Origin of the sequence: Haloactinopolyspora sp., from assembly GCF_027324685.1 — a bacterium.
Taxonomy (GTDB): domain Bacteria; phylum Actinomycetota; class Actinomycetes; order Jiangellales; family Jiangellaceae; genus Haloactinopolyspora.
On the sequence record NZ_DAHVSH010000056.1, the window covers coordinates 1 to 17378 of the forward strand.

Here is a 17378-nt window from a genome sequence, read left to right on the forward strand (position 1 = left end):
GGCGGCTCGATCTTGTTCCGGATGCCGTCGACACCGGCCATGAGCATGGCGGAGAACGCGAGATACGGGTTGCTGGACGGGTCGGGCACGCGGAACTCGATGCGCTTGGCCTTCGGAGAGGTTCCCGTCACCGGGATCCGCACCGCGGCCGAGCGGTTGCGCTGCGAGTACACCAGGTTGACCGGCGCTTCGAAGCCGGGCACGAGTCGGCGGTACGAGTTCACCGTCGGGTTGGTGAGGGCCAGTAGAGACGAGGCGTGCTTGATGAGACCGCCGATGTACCAGCGAGCCGTGTCGGACAGGCCGCCGTAGCCGAGCTCGTCGTAGAAGAGCGGCTCGCCGTTCTTCCACAGCGACTGGTGGCAGTGCATGCCCGAGCCGTTGTCGCCGAACAGCGGCTTCGGCATGAAGGTCGCGGTCTTGCCCGCCTGCCAGGCGACGTTCTTGATGATGTACTTGAACAGCATCAATCGGTCGCCGGCGTGGGTGAGCGTGTCGAACTTGTAGTTGATTTCGGCTTGACCGGCGGTGCCGACCTCGTGGTGCGCCCGCTCGACCTCGATACCGACGCCGGTGAGCGTGCGGACCATCGCATCGCGCAGGTCAGCGAAGTGGTCGGCCGGCGGGACGGGGAAGTAGCCGCCCTTGTATCGGGTCTTGTACCCCCGGTTGCCGCCTTCCTCGACCCGGCCGGTGTTCCAGGCACCCTCGATGGAGTCGATGAAGTAGTAGCCGGCGTTGTGGGTGGTCTCGAACCGGATGTCGTCGAAGACGTAGAACTCGGCCTCGGGTCCGAAGAATGCGGTGTCAGCAATGCCTGAGCTGGCGAGATAGGCCTCGGCCTTGGCGGCGATGTTGCGCGGGTCGCGGCTGTACGGCTCGCCGGTGAAGGGGTCGACGATGGAGAAGTTCAGCGCCAGGGTCTTGGCCTGGCGGAACGGGTCGATGAAAGCCGTCGCCGGGTCCGCGATCAGCTTCATGTCCGATTCGTGGATGGCCTGGAAGCCCCGAATCGACGAGCCGTCGAACATGAGGCCGTCAGCGATCGCGTCGGCGTCGAACGCCTTGACGGGCACATTGAAGTGCTGCATGACCCCAGGAAGGTCGCAGAATCGGACGTCGATGAACTCGACGCCCTCGTCCTTGACGAACTTGAGTAGCTCGTCCGGGTTGCTGAACATCCGCATCTCCTTCGCGCCTGGCGTGGCGACGGCTCGGGTACAGCGGTCGGCGTTGACCGGATGGTTACGTGCTCCGGACGTTAGAGCCCGGGCATTTCCCGACGGTGTCTCAAGTGTTTCACTCGTGTTACGCGCATGGGCGATTTCCGGTGATGCGAATGTCATCTGCCGAGGTCGAGACGACTGGCGTGGGTCAACCCCGGGCATGCGGGAGGCCGCGGGCCCGCTTAGGCTCGTCGCGTGGCCAACGACGACAATGCGGCGACCGTGCCGCGCCTGCCCGAGAGCGGTCCCGGGTCGGCAGGAGGGTGGCCGAGGAGATTCGGTGCCCTGTTCGTGGACTGGATCGCTGCGAATGTGATCGCCTACGTCATCACCGGCGGCGAATCGGTGTGGGATCCGCAGAGCGGTGCCCTGTGGACGCCGCTGGCCTGCTGGTACGTATTGGTGGTCGTCAGCACGGCGATCACCAGCGCGAGTCTCGGACAGTTGCTGCTACGGATCAGGGTCGTGCACCTGGACGGGCGCCACGTCAGCCCCATCACCGCGGCCGTGCGAACCTTCCTCATCGCCCTGGTCATTCCGCCGATCGTGTTCACCAGCGAGGGCCGCGGACTGCACGACTTGGCATCGAACACCGTGGTCGTCAAAGTGTGAGTGGACCAGAGTCGCCGGCGTGCTCGTGTCAGTGCCTTGTGGCCGCGATGGGCGCCGGGTGCTGTCGTGTGTGGCTGGGCCGGTCGTGATGATTGTCGTGTGAGCGTGTGCCGATTTTCGGCGACCGGGGGAGCGGCCTCGGGGCGGCCGGGGTGCGCACGGCGGGTGTTCACGACCGGGGTAGAGCGCATGGCGCCACCGCAGCGTCGATGACGTCGTTCGTGACCTGCGAGAAGAACCCTCGTCGGGGCCTGGTCACCGTCCGGGCGAAGTCACCGTCCGGGCAAAGTCACCGACCGGGCAAAGTCACCGACCGGGCATGGCGCCACCGCGCGGCAGCTTGATGCCCTTGGGCAGCGGGCCTTTCGGCATCCCGACCGGCTGCGTACCGAGCGCGCGAAGGCGCTGACGGATCTCGGTGACCTCGGCCGGGCGGAGGGTGCGCGGCAGCTTGTTCAGCTTGCGGGTCAACCGGGGGAGCGGTACCTGACCCTCGCCCCGGCCGACGATGATCTCGGTGATCGGTGCGTCGGGGGCGACCCGGCTGTGCCGCTTGCGCTCCTGGGCGAGCAGGTTCGCGACCCGATTGGGTACCTCGCCCTCGCCGATCAGCACGATCCCCGGGCGGCCCACGGCACGATGTACGACGTCCTGATGCCGGTTGGCGCCGACCATCGCGTCGTAGTCCCACCCGCGGCGCAGTGTGCCGAGGGCGGCCGCCGCAGCGCCCGGCTGACCTTCGATCTGGGAGTACGCCGCTCGTTCGGCGCGGCGGCCGAAGACGACAGCGCCCACCAGCAAGGCCATCGGGAATCCGATGATGATCCAGAGCCAGATCGGCTGGAGTACGAAGCCGACCAGGGCCGCCACGGCCAGGACGGCGAGCATGTAGCCCAGGCAGATCCACCCGATCCAGCGATCGGAGCGTTTCGCCATCCGATAGGTCTGCTTGATCTGCGCGATCCGGCCCTTTTTCTCGGCAGAATCCTGCTGCTCGTCCTTGCGTGCCATAAGGAGAAGCCTACTTCGTGACGTCCGCGCTATCGCCACGTGCTCACGTATGTGACAGGGCCGCGAGAACCTCCACGGCGGGGCGCGTGATCGGGAGCCCCAGCGAAGCGTCGACGTTGACCCGCAGGGGGAGCGGCGTCAGGTCGCGGAGTGGCCGGTGCGGGCGGCGACGGCTTGGCGGTAGAGGCGCCCGGCGCGGTAGGAGGATCGGACCAGGGGTCCGGACATGACGCCGGCGAAACCGATGGTCTCGGCCTCGTCGCGCAGTTCGACGAACTCTTCCGGGGTGACCCACCGCTCGATCGGGTGGTGGCGGACGGAAGGGCGCAGGTACTGCGTGATGGTGATGAGGTCGCACCCGGCCTGGTGCAGGTCGTGCAATGCGGCCGAGATCTCTTCTCGGGTTTCGCCCATGCCGAGGATCAGGTTCGACTTGGTCACCATGCCGGCCGCGCGGGCCATGCTGATGACGTCGAGTGATTTCTCGTAGGTGAACGCCGGCCGGATGCGGCGGAAAATACGCGGCACGGTCTCGACGTTGTGCGCGAAGACTTGCGGCTCGGCGTCGAAGACCTGCTGGAGTAGATCGGGCTTGCCGGAGAAGTCCGGGGTGAGGATCTCCACGCCGGTGGTGGGGTTGAGCTGGTGAATCTGGCGGACGGTCTCGGCATAGAGCCAGGCGCCTTCGTCTGGCAGGTCGTCACGGGTCACACCGGTCACCGTGGCGTAGCGCAGACCCATCGCCTGAACTGATTCGGCGACGCGGCGCGGCTCGTCGCGATCGAGCTCGTCGGGTTTGCCGGTGTCGATGAGACAGAAGTCGCACCGGCGGGTGCAGTGGTCGCCGCCGATGAGGAACGTGGCCTCACGGTCCTCCCAGCATTCGAAGATGTTGGGACAGCCGGCTTCCTGACAGACCGTGTGCAAGCCCTCTCGCTGCACCAGCGACTGCAGCTCGCGGTATTGCGGGCCCATCGTCGCCTTGGTCTTGATCCAGGACGGCTTTCTCTCGATCGGCGTCTCGCTGTTGCGCACCTCGAGGCGCAGCAGCCGACGTCCCTCCGGAGCAACACTCACAACGGACACCTTACGCTTGCGGCTGCAGGGCGAGCACGTCGTCGAGATGCCGCTCGACGAGCGGAAGCACTTCGTCGACGGTGACCTCGCGGCCGGTCTCCTGCGACAGCGAGGTGACCGACGCATCGGAGATCCCGCACGGCACGATGCGGTCGTACCAGCTCAGGTCACAGTTGCAGTTCAGGGCGAAGCCGTGCATCGTCACCTTTTGCGCCACCCGCAGGCCGACGGCGCCGATCTTGCGATCGCGGCCGCGATCGTCGGCGGGCACCCACACGCCGCTTCGTCCCTCGATGCGCTCACCCGGCACGCCGAGCTCGGCGCACACGTCGATCATGAGCTGTTCGATCCGCCGTACATAGCCGATGACGTCGATCGCGTCGGGCAGCGCGAGGATGGGGTAGCCGACGATCTGGCCGGGCCCGTGCCAGGTGATCTTGCCGCCGCGATCGACGTCGATGACCGGAGCGCCGGCGTCCAGCAGCGGGCGCTCGAACGGTTGAGTCCGCTTTCCGGCGGTGTAGACCGGTTCGTGTTCGAGGAGGAGCACGGTGTCGCCGGTCTCGCCGGCCGCGCGCGCGGCGTGCAACAGCCGCTGTTCTTCCCACGCTGTTTCGTACGGCACCAAACCTGAGTGTCGGATCACCCGAAGCTCGCCCATTTTCCACAGACTACGCCGTCGGCGGTGATTGCTGCGTTCGGGTCATGTTCGCCAGAAGCGGGTCGGGAAGATCGTCGTGGATGAATCGCCGCTCTGATGCGCACGATCTTGCTCCACGAACTTCACGGTTGGATGAGCCGCGAGCCGACCGGACGTGAGCCGTGAGTCAGCGCAGCGACATGCGGCACGGCGGGGCCGCCTCAGACGGCCAGGGCATCGAGTACGGTCTCGGTGGCTTCGCCGCCCGCCGCCTCGACGCGATAGCCCTTTGCACCCTCGATCTCGGTGTACACGCCCACGAGTTCGGTGCCTGCGTAATGTAGGCCGACGCCGTCGTCGGTGGCGTAAGACGTCGGCAGGGTCCCCTCGGCGACGAGCCGGTGTAGTAGTGGACGCCGCTGCTCCTCGCTGTCGTAATGCACGCCGTTGCCGAACGGCACGAGGCCGAGGCCGTTGGTGATACCGCGCAACTGCGGCCCGAAGGAGTCCGTGGGCCCGCCGGTGTGCCAGCAGATCGACCCCGCCGAGACCCCAGCCAGTACGACGCCTTCGTGCCATGCCTCACGCATGACGTCGTCCAGGCCGTGCAGGCGCCACATCACCAGCAGCCCCGCGACCGAGCCACCACCGACCCACACGACGTCCTGGGCCATGATGTGCGCACGAATGTCGTCGACGTTGGGCATCGGGAACAGGGCGAGATGCGAGACGTCGACCGGCCAGCCGGCGAAGGCTGCGTAGGTGAGCTGAATGTAGTCGGTGGCGTCACCGGAGGCGGTCCCGATGAAGCACAACTTCGGCCGCTCCGCGCCGGAGAGCTCCAACGCCTTCTTCACCAGCCCTGACGGGACCAGAAGGCCGCGGGCGTCATGTTCGAATCCGCCGCTGGTGGCCAGGATCGTCGGCGTGATCGGCATCTGCTTCCCCTCGCTTGATGGCCCTATTCGACCGTGTCGAAAGAATCTACCGCCGTCGTCGTCACCGCAGCCGCGAAGTCCAGCGCGCCGTTCGGTGATCCGCAGGTAACCGCATGTGTCGCTTTGGCGTGTGGAGACCGGTCGTCTTACCTTCACAGCGATCGACCTGCAGCGCGGTGGTGAGAACATCGCAGGCACGGCGGAGAACCCGACCGGGCAGGAGGAGCAGCTCTTCTCGGTCCTCGAGCACTTCCCGTTGACCACGGTCGCCAGCGTCCTGGTCATGCTCCTGGTGGCGATCTTCTTCGTGTCCGGAGCCGATGCCGCGTCCATCGTCACCGGCACCTTGTCGCAACGCGGCTCTATCGAGCCGAACAAGAAGATCGTGGTGTTCTGGGGCGTCCTGATGGGCTCCGTCGCCGCGATCATGTTGATGATCGGCGGTGGTGGCGCGGCCGCTCTGGAAGGGCTGGAGAACCTGACGATCCTGGCCGGAGCGCCGTTCATGATCGTCATGGTCGGCATCTGCCTATCGTTGGCCAAGGACTTGCGCTCGGACCCGCTCGTGCTGCGTGAGGAACGCGGTGTCGAGGCGGTCGAGCAAGCGGTGGACTACGGCCTCAACCGGTTCGACGGCGACTTCCACATCGGGTCAGCAGTTCGACGCGCGATGGCAACGGTTCATCCGATGCGGATTCACCTGAGCTTGCCCAGACCGGTTCGCGCCGGCATCACGCGGACGAGCAGGCCTAGCGGCTTTCGTTCACCTGAGCCGGCGACGGGCATGTCTGGCGCCATCGTGCGCGTCAGACATGCTCGTCGTCGCGTTCGCCGTCCATCGCCCGCCTGCGTGAGTGCGCTCCGAGCGCCGTCAGGACGCCGACGGCGGCGACGACGGCTACGGCGCCGCCGATGGCAGGGGAGCGGGACACGACGAGCACGGCGGCCCACACCACCCCGAGACCGCCGAGCGTCCAGAGGACCGCCCACAGGGCCGAACCCGCGAGCATCGCGGGGAGATACCGGGCGAACGGCATCCGCGTGGCCCCGGCGATGGCGTTGACCGCGGTCTGCACACCGACGGTCAAGAACGACAACGTGACCGCAGCCGGCCCGTACCGGGCGACGACGCGCTGGGCGCGGTCGATGCGACGGCGCCCGATCCGATGCGCCCACCGGGTACGGCCGAAGCCCGAGCCCGCCGCCCGCGCGATCCAGTAGGTGGCTTGAGCACGCGCGACGACGATGCCGAACATCGTGGCGATCCCCAGCCACAGCGGAAGGCCGAACGGACTGTCCGGCGTGGCGACCGTCTGCACGCCACCATTCTGACTCAGCGTAGCGACGAGTGTGGCGGGCCGTGACCCATCCGGGCCGAAGGTTTGAAACGATGGCCGGATGGAGGGTCTCGAGGCACCACCTGGCTATACCGTCACCCGGCGGCTTGGCTCCGACGCGTCGGCTATGCGCTTGGCGATCGACGACGCCTCGGGGCGCCCGGTCACTCTCCGTTTCGTCGGTGCGATACCCGACGGTGTGCGTGATCGTCTGATCGCCGCCGCCTCGGCGCTGCGCGCGGTCGACCACCTGCATGTGCTTCCGTTCCTCGACGTCGTGCAGTCTCCGTCCGGTCCGGTGGTGGTGTTCGGCGCCGCGGAAGGCGGGAGCCTGGCCGGCATCCTGGGCGCGCGCGGACGGCTGCCCGCAGGCGAGGTCGTCACCGCGTGCGCACCGGTGGCCGAAGGGTTGGCCGAGGTGCATCGGCGTGGATTGGTCCATGGCGACCTCACCCTCGACGACATCGTCTTCAGCCTTGACGGGCGGCCCATGGTGGCCGGGATCGGCCTGGTCCAGGTGGGCGTTCCGCTGCGCGTGGGCCAGTACGCCCGGCCGGTGCCGCCGGAGGTCGAGGCCGGATCACCGCCCGGCCCGCCGGCCGACGTCTACGGCCTGGCCACCGCGGCGATGGTCGCCCTGAGCGGACACCTGCCGTCTGCTCAGGTCGCTCTGCCCGGGGTGGCGCCTGGCGCTGAAGCCTTGCTGGTGGCCGGGCTCGACCCGAACCCGCAGCGGCGTCCACCCGCGGCCAATCTGGGCAATGCGTTCTTCGCCCTCGCCGATCCGGTACCGGTGGAACTCGTGCTCGAGGAGGACCACGCCACGACCACCGGCTCGTTGCCGCGGGTCGCACCGATGCCCCTCGACGAGGACGAGGACGTCGCGGCGTACATGAGACGGTCGACGTCGATGGGCCGCCGGGCACGTCGACGGGCCGAGGCGGGCCCACGACAAGCCCAGGACGTGCCCGCAGCAGATGCCGCCGCCACCCCGGACGCCGCCGTCGCCGGGTCCGAGGACATGCCGGTGACGGACGAGCCGTCGCATTCTCGAGGGCGGTCTGGTCGCAGGCGACGCTCCGGGCGCGAAGCCGATGCCCCCACCGAGCCGGCCCGCCGGTCGCGGCGGGCGGCGGACGCGGACGCGCCCGCGCGCGGCTCCCGGTCGGGCCGTCGCTCCGCGGACGCGGGCGACACGCCGGAAGGTGGGCGCTCGGGACGACGGGACGGCCTGTGGATCGTCAGCGCGCTGGTGGCTATCTTGCTGGTGGCCGGTGCCGTCCTGGTCGGGCGGCAGATGTTCGGTGACGACTCACGCAGTGGACCGGTCACCGGATCGAGTCCGTCGGACTCCAACGCGTCCACCGACTTGTGCGGTGAGCCACAGCCTGCGCCGAGCGTGCAGCCGGCCGAGGTGAGCGATTGGACTCAGGAGGTGCAGCGGCTGTATTCCCTACGCGCGCAAGCCTTCGAGGAGAGCAACCCCGAGTTGCTCTGCCAGGTGCATGCGCCGTCCAATCCGGTGCTCGCCGACGACGCCGCCCTGCTGGAGGAGTACCAGGAAGCCGGGGTGCACACCGAGGGCCTGACGTTCGAAGTGGTCAACGCCGAGCTGGTCAGCCAGGAAGCCGGCACCGTGACGCTCACCATCACCCAGCGAATCCCCGAGTACCAGCTGGTCAACGCCGACGGTGAGGTCGAAGAGACGTTCGAGGGCACCGACGACGAGACGTGGGAGGCCGAGTTGGTCGCCGTCGCCGACGAAGGCGGCGAGACCGCGTCGTGGCGTTTCGGCTAGTCGCCCGGCCACGAGCGCAAGCCGATCACACCGCGGCCCGCACGATCGACCAAGCGGCCGGGTGGTCGAAGGTGAACCCGGCCTGAAGCAGCCGCCGAGGCAACACGAACAGGCTGCCGAGGACCTCGTCGGCGTAGGCGCCCAGCGCCAGCTGTAACGCGACGCCAGGAACCGGCAGGAGCCGCGGGCGACGTAGCTGTGCGGCCAGGATCCGGCTGAACTCGGCATTGGACACCGGCTCGGGCACGGTCAGGTTGTACGGGCCAACGCAGCCGTGTTCCTCGATGAGAAAGCGCAACGCGCGAACGGTGTCGTGCAGCGAGATCGGGCTCCAGAACTGGTGCCCGCCGCCGAGCGCGCCCCCCAGGCCCCACGAGAACAACGGCAGCATCGCGCCCAGGGCACCGCCGCTTCGGTCCATCACGATGCCGAAGCGCGGATGACACACGGCGACGCCGGCGGCTTTGGCCGGCGCCGCCGCCTGTTCCCACTCTTCGCACAGCGCGGCGAGGAAGCCGTCGCCGGGGGCGGAATCCTCGTCGAGCGGCTCGGCATCGCGATCCGGACCGTACAAGGCGATGCCTGACGCGGAGACGAAGACCCGCGGCGGCTCCGGCAGCTGGGCGATCGCCGAGGCCAGTAGCGCCGTCGACCGAACGCGACTCTCGCGGATGATGCGGCGGTACGAGCGAGACCAGCGCCGGTCACCGACGCCGGCGCCGGAGAGGTTGACCACGGCCTCGACGCCGGTCAAGACGCCGGCGTCGAGGTGGCCTCGAGCAGGATCCCACTGCGCCTCCAGGACGTCGGTGGCCTCGCGGCGCACGAGCCGCACCACCTCGTGCCCGTCGGCACTCAGCGACGCGCACAAGGCGGAACCGACGAAGCCACTGCTCCCGGAGACCGCCACTCTCACGTCAACGACCTCGGCGCCGGGCGAAGCGGGTCCGACAGCACCTACGACAATCCAAGGTCTGCTTCGAAGCGTCCGTTCTCGAGCCGCTGCTTGATCGTGGCGAGGAACCGTGCGGCGTCCGCGCCGTCGATCAAACGGTGGTCGTAGCTGAGGGCGAGATAGACCATGTGTCGCACGGCGATGGTCTCGCCGAGGTTGGGGTCGTCGATGACCATCGGCCGTTTGACGACAGCGCCGGTTCCCAGGATCGCGACCTGCGGCTGGAAGAAGATCGGCGTGTCGAACAGTGCGCCCCGGCTTCCGGTGTTGGTCAGGGTGAACGTTCCGCCGGTGACTTCGTCCGGGGTGAGCTTGTTGGTCCGTGCCTTCTCGGCGACCTCGGCGATCTTGCGGGCCAGCCCGGCGATGTTGAGGTCGCCGGCGTCCTTGATGACCGGGACCAACAGGCCGGCCTCGGTGTCGACGGCCAGCACCAGGTTCTCGCGGTCGTGGTAGGTCACCTCACCCTGGTCGACGTCGATCGACGCGTTGATCTTCGGGTGCTGCTTCAGCGCCTCGATCGTGGCCTTGGCGAAGAACGGGAGGAACGACAGCTTGACGCCCTCACGCTGGGCGAAATCGTCCTTCACCCTGTTGCGCAGCCGGGCCACGGCGGTGACGTCGACCTCGACGACGGTCGTGAGCTGCGCGGTCTGCTGGAGCGATTCGTGAACGCGCTTGGCGATGACCTTGCGCATCCGGCTCAGCTTTTCGGTCGTGCCGCGCAGCGGCGACGGCTCGACCTGCTCGGGTGCAGCCGGAGCGGCGGGCGCGGACGCGGCGGCCGGTGCCGACGAGGCGGCACGTGCGGCTTCAGCGGCGGCCAGGACGTCTTGCTTGCGAATCCGCCCGCCGATACCGCTACCGGTAATCGTGGTCAGGTCGACGTCGTGCTCGGCGGCGAGCCTGCGGACCAGCGGGGTGACGTAGGGAGCGCCGTCAGCCGAGGAGGCCTGGGCCGGCTCCGGTGTCCGGACCGGCTGTTTGGGCTCGGGCTTGGGAGCCGGGCGTGCGCTGGGCGCCGGCGCCGGCTGGCTGGGCGCGGGTTCCTGTTCGGCGGCGGAGGCCGCGGGGGGCTGCGGCGCGGCGGCGGGCTCGGGCGCGGCCTGCGGTTCGGGCGCGGCCTGCGGTTCTGGTGCTGCCGCGGGCTCGGCAGCCGACTCGGCCGCGGCACCGGTGCCGATCACGGCGAGTTCGGCGCCGACCTCGACGGTCTCGTCCTCGGCGACCTTGATTTCGAGCAGGGTGCCCGCGACCGGCGAGGGGATCTCGGTGTCGACCTTGTCGGTGGACACTTCGAGTAGTGGCTCGTCGACGGCGACCTCGTCGCCGGGCTGCTTGAGCCAGCGGGTCACGGTGCCCTCGGTCACGCTCTCGCCGAGTGCGGGCAAGGTGACGGGCGTGCCGGCGGCGTCGCCGGACGACGGCGCCGGCGCCGCGGGCTCGGACTCTGCGGCCTGGGCCTCGGACTGGGCCGCCTCGGATGCAGCTGCCTCCGGGGCAGCCGGCTGCTGTTCGCCGGCGCTCCCGTCGTCCGCGGCAGCACCGGCATCCGTACCTGACTCGCCCCCTGCCTCGCTCGCTTCACCGATCACGGCGAGTTCGGCGCCGACCTCGACGGTCTCGTCCTCGGCGACCTTGATTTCGAGCAGGGTGCCCGCGACCGGTGAGGGGATCTCGGTGTCGACCTTGTCGGTGGACACTTCGAGTAGTGGCTCGTCGACGGCGACCTCGTCGCCGGGCTGCTTGAGCCAGCGGGTCACGGTGCCCTCGGTCACGCTCTCGCCGAGTGCGGGCAGGGTGACGGACGTTGCCATCGTCAGTCCTCTCGAAAGTCAGGTGAGTCAGTCACTGTCGACTCGGTGGTACCCGGGCCGTAGGCAAGCCTATGCCGATCGTGTCAGCCGTGGACGTGCAACGGTTTACCGGCCAGGGCGAGGTGCGCTTCGCCGAGTGCCTCGCTCTGGGTGGGATGCGGGTGGATCAAGGAGGCGACCTCGTCCGGCAGCGCCTCCCAGTTGTAGATGAGCTGGGCCTCGGCGATCAGTTCTCCCATACGAGCGCCGACCAGATGCACACCCAGGACCGGGCCGTCCTTTTCCCGGACGAGCTTGGCGATGCCCTGGGTCTTGAGGATCTGGCTCTTGCCGTTGCCCGCGAGGTTGTACTCCAGCGTCTCGATCTTGTCCGCGCCCAGTCGGTCGGCGGCTTGGGCCTCGGTCAACCCGACCGAAGCGACCTCGGGATCGCAATAGGTGATGCGGGCGATGCCGGTGTCGTCGACGGGCACCGGATTGAGCCCGGCGATCTCTTCGGCCACGAAGATGCCGTGGGCGAAGCCGCGATGAGCCAGCTGGAGGCCGTAGACCAGGTCGCCGACGGCGTAGACGCCCGGCACGCTGGTGCGCAGCCGTTCATCGGTACGGACGAATCCGCGGTCCAGGGTGACACCGGCTTCCTCGAATCCCAGACCCTCGGTGACCGGCCCGCGCCCGACGGCCACCAGGAGCACGTCGGCATCGATGGATTCGCCGTTGTCCAGCGACACCTTCACGCCGTCACCGGAAGTGTCGACACCGGCGAACTTCACGCCGGTCTTGAAGCCGATGCCGCGCTTGCGGAATGCCCGCTCCACCACCTTGGAAACCGCTTCGTCCTCGAGCGGAACGAGGTGCGGCAACGCTTCGACGATGGTGACTTCAGCGCCGAACGAGCGCCAGACGCTGGCGAACTCCACCCCGATGACGCCACCGCCGAGCACCACGACCGAGTCCGGCACTCGGTCCAAGGTCAGTGCTTCGTAGCTGCTGATGACCTTCGTGCCGTCGATGTCGAGGCCGGGCAGGGTCTTCGAGGTGGACCCGGTGGCCAGCACGATCGAGGTCGCTTCGTACCTGGTGCCGCCGACCTCGACGGCGTTGGGCCCGGCCAGGCGGCCCTCGCCCTCGATCACCGTGATGGAGTTGGCCCGGAACAGGCCCTGCAGGCCCTTGTACATCCGGGAGACGACGCCGTCCTTGTAACTGTTGACGCCGGCCATGTCGATGCCCTCGAACGAGGCCTTCACACCGAACTGAGCGCCGTCGCGGGAACTGTCGGCCACCTCGGCGGCGTGCAGCAGGGCCTTGGTCGGGATGCAGCCGTAGTGCAGGCAGGTTCCGCCGAGTTTGTCCTTTTCGACCAGGGCGACGTGCATGCCGAGTTCGCTGGCTCGGAAGGCCGCGGCGTAACCGCCGCTGCCGCCTCCCAGGACGATCAGATCGAAGCGCTGACCGGGATCGCCGGCCGTGCCCCCCGAATTGTCTGGACCGTTGTCGACCACGGTGCTACTCCTCGAAGTCGTCGCTGTCGTCGAGTCGCTCTTCACCGGTCTGCCGTCCTGCTCCGGTGTCCGCAGCGGCCTCCCGTGTGATGTCAACAGCATCTTCGCATCTGATATTCGCTGGGGGGCAACCGGATCGGGGTCGCAAGCGCGCGGAGGTAATGTCGCGATACGGTCATGCCCGCTTATCGAGCAGCGCGACCCGACCGGCAGGAGGTACGAGATGCGGTGGTTCAGGCGTCGGCGCAAGAGTGCCGAGGGGAGCTTGGACCGTGCCGCCGACAACGACGACACTCGTCATCTGGAGGAGTTCGCGCGGTCGCGGCGCGGTGTCGAAGCATTCGTGGAGCCGCCGACGACCATGACGGCCACCACCGTGGTCTTCGTCGCTCACGACGGCGAATGGACCCGGCGGCGTGTTCGCGACGCCGATGCGGCACACGCGCTGGCCCGTAAGCTGGCCATTCCGGCCTACGACGCTCAGGTGGTCGGGTATCCGCAGCGGATGCGTGATTGGAACCGCAAGAACGGTGGCCGCAGCAGCTGAGCTGATGCCGCGCGAAGATTTCCGCCGTGCGCGTCGATTCGAGACCGTCGTCGTTCGTGGTACGTACGAGAGCGTCGAACGGCGACGCTTCGGCACGTGTGGAGGCACCGATGAAGTACCTCATGCTGATCTGCGGACCGGACACCGAGGACGACCCGGAAACGGTCGCGGCGCAGATGAAGCAGATCACCGCATGGATGGACGCTCAACACGCCGCAGGCGCGATCGCCCATCCGGGATATCAGCTGCATCCCTCGACCACGGCGCGGACGATCCGGTCCTCCGGTGACGGGACACCGATGGTCACCGATGGGCCGTTCATCGAGGCCCAGGAAGTGATCGGGGGTCTGATCGTTCTGGAGCACGACACCATCGACCGGGCCGTCGAGGCAGCATCGGAATGGGTCCGCATCAACCCAGCCTGGTCCATCGAGATCCGCCCGGTGCTGGACTGAGGGGTCGAGATGAAATACATGGTGTTCGCCGGTTACCAGCCGGAACGGGCCGCCGCTCAGAGCGCCGAAGACTCGCAGGAGATGATGCGTGCCATCGCCGCGTGGTTCGAGAAGTACGGCAAGCAGGGCAAGGTCGTGTGGCAGGGACATCAGCTCGACGATGCTGCGAAGACCATCCGTGCCGGTGCCGGGGGAGAGCCGGTCGTGACCGATGGGCCGTTCGTCGAGTCCAAGGAGGTCATCGGCGGCATCACGGTCCTGGAGTGGGATTCGATGGACGAGGCAGTTGCCGCCGCGGCGGAATGGACGTCCTTCGGTTACGGCTTCACGATGGAGGTTCGCCCGGCGTTCGACTGATCACGCATGCGGACCCGGCGGTTCGCATTCGAGGCGGCGGGTGAGCAGGTCACGCTCGGCGGGATTGGTCGCCAGCGCGAGAGCCCGCTCGTCCGCCGCCTGCGCCTCGTCCACGTGACCCAGATCTCGCAGGAACTGCGCCCTGGTGGCGTGAAACAGCCGGTAGCCGGACAGCGCCAACGCTTCGGCCTCGACCTCGGCGAGGGCCGCTGCGGCGCCGTGGACGAACCGCGTGGCCACAGCTCGGTTCAGCCGCACCACCGGCGACGGCGTGAGTTCGTCGAGCCTGGTGTACAGCAACCGGATCTGTGGCCAGTCTGTGTCCGCCCACGAGACCGCCGTCGCGTGTAGCGCGGCGATGGCGGCCTGGAGTTGAAACCGGCCCGGCCTGCGGTGCGACATCGCCCGGTTCAGCAACGCGGTGCCCAGGATGACGGCGTCTTGATCCCACCGGGATCGATCCTGGTCGGACAGCAGCACGAGCCGTCCGTCGTCGGTGAACCGGGTCTCGGCCCTCGACTGATGGAAGGAGATCAACGCGCGTAACGCCAGCACCTCCGGCTCGGTCGGCATGAGATCGACCAGGAGGTCGGCCAGCGCCACGGACTCGCGAACGAGGTCGGCACGCTGTGGGACCTGCGTCGACGACGCCAGCCATCCTTCGTTGAACGTCAGGTAGACCACCGTCAGCACCTCGCCCAACCGCGCACCGAACTCCTCGGGCTCTGGCACCCGAATGCGGATCTCTTGTTCGCGCAGCGTGCGCTTGGCGCGCACCAAGCGTGCGGCCAAGGTCGACGGGGACACGAGGAAAGCCGCAGCGATCTCCGGCGTCGACAATCCGCACACGCTGCGCAAGGTCAGCGCCGTCTGCTGCTCGCGACTCAGCGCCGGATGGCAGCAGGCGAACACCAGCGCCAGGCGGTCGTCGTCGGGCTCACCGGCGTGATCGCCGAGGGCCGCGAGCTGGCGGAGCTTGTCGGCGCCGAGGCGTTCGCGGCGGAGCCGGTCGATCGCCTTGCGCTGAGCCGTGGTCATCAACCAGCCGCCGGGGTTGGGCGGCCGGCCGGCCGCCTCCCAGCGAGTCAGCGCCTCGGTCACGGCGTCCTGGAGACTGTCCTCGGCCAGTTCGAGGTCGCCGAACCGGCGCGCCAGCGCCGCGAGCAGGACCGGCCGCTCGCGGCGGAGGACGTCCTCCAGGACTCTGGTCACAACCGATCGGCGGCGACGTCCTCGACGATCTGCACCAGGGTGCGCACGGCGACGCCGGTGCCGCCCTTTGGCGTGTACCCGTGCGGCTTGTCGGTGAAGGCCGGACCGGCGATGTCGAGGTGGGCCCAGCCGGTGCCGGGGTCGACGAACTCGTTCAAGAACAGCCCGGCCTGCAGGGCCCCGCCGTTGCGATCGCCGATGTTGGCGATGTCGGCGACCGGCGAGTCGAGCTTCTCGCGCAGGTCCGCCGGCAGCGGCAGCGGCCACATCTGCTCACCCGCCCGGCGCGCGGCGTCGTGCACCTTCGTGCGGATGTCGTCGTCGTTGGCCATGATGCCGGCCACCCGCTTGCCCAGGGCGACGATGGCCGCGCCGGTGAGGGTGGCGACGTCGACGATGAGATCGGGCTCGTCCTCCGCGGCCCGGGCCAGGGCGTCGGCGAGGACCAGGCGGCCTTCGGCGTCGGTGTTGAGCACCTCGACCGTGGTGCCGCCGTAGACAGTGATGACGTCGGACGGGCGTTGGGCGCTGCCGGACGGCATGTTCTCGGCCATGGCGGCGTAGGCGGTGACGGCCACCTTCGGGCCGAGCTCGGCGAGGGCGTGTACCGCGGCGATCACGGCGGCCGCGCCGCCCATGTCGCTTTTCATCTCCGCCATGCCCTCGGCCGGCTTCAACGACAGCCCGCCGGAATCGAACGTGATGCCCTTGCCCACCAGGGTGACGTGCTTGGTCGCCCGCGCCGGCCGGTAAGCCACCCGGATCAGCCGCGGCGGGTTGGCTGAGCCCTGGCCGACGCCGATGATCCCGCCGTAACCGCCCTTGGCCAGCGCCTTCTCATCGAGCACGTCGATGTTGAGCTTGGTGCCCTTCACCAGCTTGGTCGCCGCCTCGGCGAAGGCCTGTGGCGTGAGGTCGCGCGGCGGCGTGTTGACCCAGTCGCGGGCGCGGTTGACCGCCGCACCGACCAGTTCAGCGCGAGCCACCGCTTCCTTGACGTTCTTGGCCTTCACCCCGGGACCCACGACCGTGGCCGCCCGGACCGCGGGCGCGCCCTGCGCAGACTTGTACTGGTCGAAGCTGTACGCGCCGAGCAGGATGCCTTCGGTGACGGCGCCGGCGTCTTCGGCGTCTTCGATCGGCAGGGCGACCGCGACCGATTCGGAGCCGGCGAGCGCACGGACCGCGGCCCCGGCCGCGCGGCGCAACGCCTCGCGCCGCTGTGGATCACCGGCCTCGCCCAGCGGCCCGGTGCCGACCACGGCGACGACCGGCGCCTTGGCCGCGCCCAGGGTGGGGAACTTGACGACCTCGTCGGCTTTGCCGGTAGCGCCCAGCTGCACCAGGACCTCGGCCAGCTTCTTCTTCATCGCCTTGTCGAGCGACTCGGTACCGGGCAGGAGGGTGAGACCGTCGTCGGCAGGGGCCGCACCGACGATGACGGCGTCGACCTTGAGGCCCGTCGGAGCGGCGGATGACAGGGCAATGCTGGTCACAGTTCTCCAGACGTCGTGCGTTCGAGTCGAGTTCCGCCGATGCTACCGCCCGGTCGGCCGCCATCCACGCGCACGGCGTCGTCGTACCGGCGTAACGGTCACGATCGGCCGTTGCGCGGGGCGAACGTGGTGAGCGGCAACGTCGCCACACCGTCACCGAGCTCGGCAGCGCCGACATCGGGCGAGTACGGCGTTCAGTGCCGGGGCGACACCGCGGATGTCGGACCGGACGCCGACCCACACACCCACGGAGACGAAAAGCGGCGTCGTTATGGTGTCCGGTGTGAGTGACGCAGAGCTTGCCCGGTCGCCCCTGCACGCGCGCCACGAGGCCCTGGGGGCGAAGTTCGCCGAGTTCGGTGGCTGGTCCATGCCGCTGCAGTACTCCGGGGTGG

Annotated in this window: 16 protein-coding genes and 2 pseudogenes; 7 read left to right on the forward strand and 11 right to left on the reverse strand. The window is 68.7% G+C overall.

What is annotated here, in order from left to right:
* Positions 1-1181: type I glutamate--ammonia ligase (gene glnA / locus M6444_RS07075; protein WP_298324775.1), on the reverse strand; the 1181-nt coding region annotated here is incomplete at its 3' end.
* Positions 1182-1421: 240 nt separating this feature from the next.
* Between glnA and M6444_RS07080 the strand changes: the two genes are divergently transcribed.
* Positions 1422-1838, forward strand: a complete 417-nt coding sequence (locus tag M6444_RS07080) for an RDD family protein (protein ID WP_298324778.1) — start codon at positions 1422-1424, stop codon at positions 1836-1838.
* Between the two features lie 306 nt (positions 1839-2144).
* Here M6444_RS07080 and M6444_RS07085 read toward each other — a convergent pair whose 3' ends face one another.
* The 4 genes from M6444_RS07085 to M6444_RS07100 form a co-directional block, all read right to left on the reverse strand.
* A complete protein-coding gene (locus M6444_RS07085) occupies positions 2145-2849 on the reverse strand; it encodes a DUF4191 domain-containing protein (RefSeq protein ID WP_298324781.1) in 705 nt (234 codons plus the stop codon).
* 138 nt (positions 2850-2987) lie between these two features.
* Positions 2988-3926 carry a lipoyl synthase gene (gene lipA / locus M6444_RS07090; RefSeq protein WP_298324784.1) on the reverse strand — a complete coding sequence of 313 codons (939 nt, stop codon included), beginning with the start codon at positions 3924-3926 and terminating at the stop codon, positions 2988-2990.
* 10 nt (positions 3927-3936) lie between these two features.
* Positions 3937-4587 (reverse strand): lipoyl(octanoyl) transferase LipB, encoded by a 651-nt coding sequence (gene lipB / locus M6444_RS07095; protein WP_298324787.1) that lies wholly within the window; start codon positions 4585-4587, stop codon positions 3937-3939.
* A 200-nt stretch (positions 4588-4787) separates the two neighbouring features.
* A complete protein-coding gene (locus tag M6444_RS07100) occupies positions 4788-5504 on the reverse strand; it encodes a peptidase E (protein ID WP_298324790.1) in 717 nt (238 codons plus the stop codon).
* A 130-nt stretch (positions 5505-5634) separates the two neighbouring features.
* On the opposite strand from M6444_RS07100, the pseudogene M6444_RS22895 reads away from it, so the two are divergent.
* Positions 5635-6000: pseudogene (locus M6444_RS22895) on the forward strand (BCCT family transporter); the annotation flags it as partial.
* Positions 6001-6310: 310 nt separating this feature from the next.
* Here M6444_RS22895 and M6444_RS07105 read toward each other — a convergent pair.
* Positions 6311-6823 (reverse strand): VTT domain-containing protein, encoded by a 513-nt coding sequence (locus tag M6444_RS07105; protein WP_298324792.1) that lies wholly within the window; start codon positions 6821-6823, stop codon positions 6311-6313.
* Between the two features lie 79 nt (positions 6824-6902).
* Here M6444_RS07105 and M6444_RS07110 point away from each other — a divergent pair, with 79 nt between their 5' ends.
* Entirely contained in the window at positions 6903-8639 is a 1737-nt protein-coding gene (locus M6444_RS07110; protein ID WP_298324795.1) for a protein kinase, read from the forward strand.
* 25 nt (positions 8640-8664) lie between these two features.
* Here the strand turns inward: M6444_RS07110 and M6444_RS07115 are convergent, their stop codons facing one another.
* The 3 genes from M6444_RS07115 to lpdA all read right to left on the reverse strand — a co-directional run bounded on the left by M6444_RS07115 (position 8665) and on the right by lpdA (position 12916).
* Entirely contained in the window at positions 8665-9555 is an 891-nt protein-coding gene (locus M6444_RS07115) for a TIGR01777 family oxidoreductase (protein WP_298324798.1), read from the reverse strand.
* Between the two features lie 41 nt (positions 9556-9596).
* Positions 9597-11411, reverse strand: a complete 1815-nt coding sequence (sucB, locus tag M6444_RS07120; protein ID WP_298324800.1) for a 2-oxoglutarate dehydrogenase, E2 component, dihydrolipoamide succinyltransferase — start codon at positions 11409-11411, stop codon at positions 9597-9599.
* Between the two features lie 83 nt (positions 11412-11494).
* Positions 11495-12916 carry a dihydrolipoyl dehydrogenase gene (gene lpdA, locus M6444_RS07125; protein ID WP_298324803.1) on the reverse strand — a complete coding sequence of 474 codons (1422 nt, stop codon included), beginning with the start codon at positions 12914-12916 and terminating at the stop codon, positions 11495-11497.
* Between the two features lie 223 nt (positions 12917-13139).
* Here lpdA and M6444_RS07130 point away from each other — a divergent pair, with 223 nt between their 5' ends.
* From M6444_RS07130 to M6444_RS07140, 3 genes are all read left to right on the forward strand, one after another.
* Positions 13140-13463, forward strand: coding sequence for a hypothetical protein (locus tag M6444_RS07130; RefSeq protein ID WP_298324806.1), 324 nt, complete (start codon positions 13140-13142; stop codon positions 13461-13463).
* A gap of 110 nt (positions 13464-13573) precedes the next feature.
* On the forward strand, positions 13574-13918 hold the full coding sequence (locus M6444_RS07135) for a YciI family protein (RefSeq protein WP_298324809.1): 345 nt from the start codon (positions 13574-13576) through the stop codon (positions 13916-13918).
* 9 nt (positions 13919-13927) lie between these two features.
* A complete protein-coding gene (locus tag M6444_RS07140; RefSeq protein ID WP_298324844.1) occupies positions 13928-14275 on the forward strand; it encodes a YciI family protein in 348 nt (115 codons plus the stop codon).
* Here the strand turns inward: M6444_RS07140 and M6444_RS07145 are convergent, their stop codons facing one another.
* Together M6444_RS07145 and M6444_RS07150 are read right to left on the reverse strand one after the other, a co-directional pair.
* The gene (locus M6444_RS07145) at positions 14276-15487 is read right to left on the reverse strand and encodes a DUF6596 domain-containing protein (protein ID WP_298324846.1); all 1212 of its coding nucleotides are present in this window, start codon (positions 15485-15487) and stop codon (positions 14276-14278) included.
* A complete protein-coding gene (locus M6444_RS07150; protein ID WP_298324849.1) occupies positions 15484-16983 on the reverse strand; it encodes a leucyl aminopeptidase in 1500 nt (499 codons plus the stop codon). Before M6444_RS07150 ends, M6444_RS07145 begins: the two co-directional genes overlap by 4 nt.
* A gap of 271 nt (positions 16984-17254) precedes the next feature.
* Here M6444_RS07150 and M6444_RS22900 point away from each other — a divergent pair.
* A pseudogene (locus tag M6444_RS22900) lies at positions 17255-17378 on the forward strand (glycine cleavage system protein T); the annotation flags it as partial.

What these genes read in the sequence shown, in the direction of transcription:
- M6444_RS07135 (WP_298324809.1), top strand. Translation starts at nt 13,574, where the DNA reads ATGAAGTACCTCATGCTGATCTGCGGACCGGACACCGAGGACGACCCG.
- sucB (WP_298324800.1), bottom strand. Translation starts at nt 11,411, where the DNA reads ATGGCAACGTCCGTCACCCTGCCCGCACTCGGCGAGAGCGTGACCGAG.
- M6444_RS07130 (WP_298324806.1), top strand. Translation starts at nt 13,140, where the DNA reads ATGCGGTGGTTCAGGCGTCGGCGCAAGAGTGCCGAGGGGAGCTTGGAC.
- lipB (WP_298324787.1), bottom strand. Translation starts at nt 4,587, where the DNA reads ATGGGCGAGCTTCGGGTGATCCGACACTCAGGTTTGGTGCCGTACGAA.
- M6444_RS07110 (WP_298324795.1), top strand. Translation starts at nt 6,903, where the DNA reads ATGGAGGGTCTCGAGGCACCACCTGGCTATACCGTCACCCGGCGGCTT.
- M6444_RS07140 (WP_298324844.1), top strand. Translation starts at nt 13,928, where the DNA reads ATGAAATACATGGTGTTCGCCGGTTACCAGCCGGAACGGGCCGCCGCT.
- M6444_RS07100 (WP_298324790.1), bottom strand. Translation starts at nt 5,504, where the DNA reads ATGCCGATCACGCCGACGATCCTGGCCACCAGCGGCGGATTCGAACAT.
- M6444_RS07085 (WP_298324781.1), bottom strand. Translation starts at nt 2,849, where the DNA reads ATGGCACGCAAGGACGAGCAGCAGGATTCTGCCGAGAAAAAGGGCCGG.